Annotated in this window: 1 protein-coding gene and 1 pseudogene; one reads left to right on the top strand and one right to left on the bottom strand. The window is 73.8% G+C overall.

Features of this window, described 5'->3' with window-relative positions; genetic code table 11:
- Positions 1–84, top strand: a pseudogene (locus AB0G13_RS34680) (DNA mismatch repair protein MutT); the annotation flags it as partial.
- Positions 85–336: 252 nt separating this feature from the next.
- On the opposite strand, the gene AB0G13_RS34675 reads toward AB0G13_RS34680, so the two are convergent.
- Complete coding sequence (locus tag AB0G13_RS34675; RefSeq protein ID WP_357883924.1) at positions 337–1,233, bottom strand: zinc finger domain-containing protein; 897 nt, start codon at positions 1,231–1,233, stop codon at positions 337–339.
- Positions 1,234–1,487: the final 254 nt, after the last annotated feature.

Raw genomic sequence — 1,487 nt, 5'->3', positions numbered from 1 at the left:
GCCGTCCGCGTGGAGATTGGCGACCGGGTGGGCCGCAACGTCCGGATGGCCCACGGCCGCTCGGTGCTCAAGGTGTACGGGGCCGTCGCCCGCTCCGCCCACGGGATCCGGAGTCTGCGGAACAGCTCCATGGCTCTCCCCGGTGTCCGGGCGCGGTGGCCGCCACGGCGGCGTGGCGGACCCGGTCGCGCTTCGTTGACGATGCGTGAGGAGTCAACCGCAGCATGCGACCTCGACGGCGGGGTTAGGAAGTACCCAATCGTCCGTATCTGTGGCGGGGATGCGACTCGCCGCCGCCCCGCCGGAGTGTCCCGCCCGACACGCCGGCCGGCCGCGTCAGCCGGTGGGGTGTTCCGGCTGGCAGACCGGGCACCAGTAGGTGACCCGCTCGCCCAGTTCCTCCTTGCGGATCGCGGTGCCGCACCGACGGCAGGGCTGGGCGCGCCGGCCGTAGACGTAGCTGGTCTGCCCCCGGTGCAGCGACCCGGTGGTGCTCTGCGTCCAGCGGCCCCGGTTGGCGGCGAGCAGCTTCTGGGCCAGGGCCACGGTGCCGGCGAGGTCCGGCACCGCGCGCACCGGGGTCCACGGCGAGACGCCGCGCAGGAAGAGCACCTCGCACTTGTAGAGGTTGCCGACGCCGGCCAGGTTGCGCTGGTCCAGCAGCGCCTCGGAGATGGTGGCGTCCGGGTGGGCGGCCAACCGGCGTACCGCCTCCGCCGGGTCCCAGTCCGCGCCGAGCAGGTCGGGGCCGAGGTGCCCGACGAGCGACCCCTCCTCGGCGGTCGGCACCAGCGCCAGCTCGTGCAGGTGGTAGCCGACGGCGACCGCCCGCGCGCTGCGCAGCACGACGCGGATCAGGTGCGCAGGCCGGGCCGTCCACCGTTCCCCCGGCGCGTACGCCCGCCAGGCGCCGTCCATGCGCAGGTGCGAGTGCAGCGTCCAGCGCGCCCCGCCGCCGTCTCCCGGGGCCGCGTCCGCGGCGGGGGCGACGCCCTCCGCCGAGGCGGCGCCGCCCGACGGCGTCGCGCCCCGCGGCGCGGTCGCGGCGTGCGGCGGGGCGGTGAGGCGGAGCAGCAGGTGCTTGCCCCGGCTGGCCGACTCCCGCACGGTCCAGCCGGCGAGGTCGGTCGCGGCGAGCTGCGGGACCCGGAAGTCGCTGCCGGTCAGGCGGGCGCCGGCCAGGGCGCGGTGCAGTACGCGGGCGGTGTTCCAGACGGTGTCGCCTTCGGGCACCCGTCCATCCTTCCTCGTCCGAGCTGAATTCGCATGTGTCGCTATTTGTATGGAGGTTCCTGTCGATCTATCGGCAAAGGGAGGATCAGGGAGTTCTGAGGAGAATGCCCATGATTCTGCCCCAACGTCGTACCCGTACCGCCGCCCTGACCGTCATCCTGTTCTGGAACTGGTCGCGCGGGCTGATGCCGTAGAGCGCCTCGATCAGCGGCGCGGAGAGCGCCACCAGCACGAAGACGACCAGCATCACCCCG

This window comes from Micromonospora sp. NPDC023633, from assembly GCF_040640035.1.
Classification (GTDB): domain Bacteria; phylum Actinomycetota; class Actinomycetes; order Mycobacteriales; family Micromonosporaceae; genus Micromonospora.
Note: the sequence above shows the minus strand (reverse complement) of the source record. Positions and strands in the feature narration are given on the sequence as shown.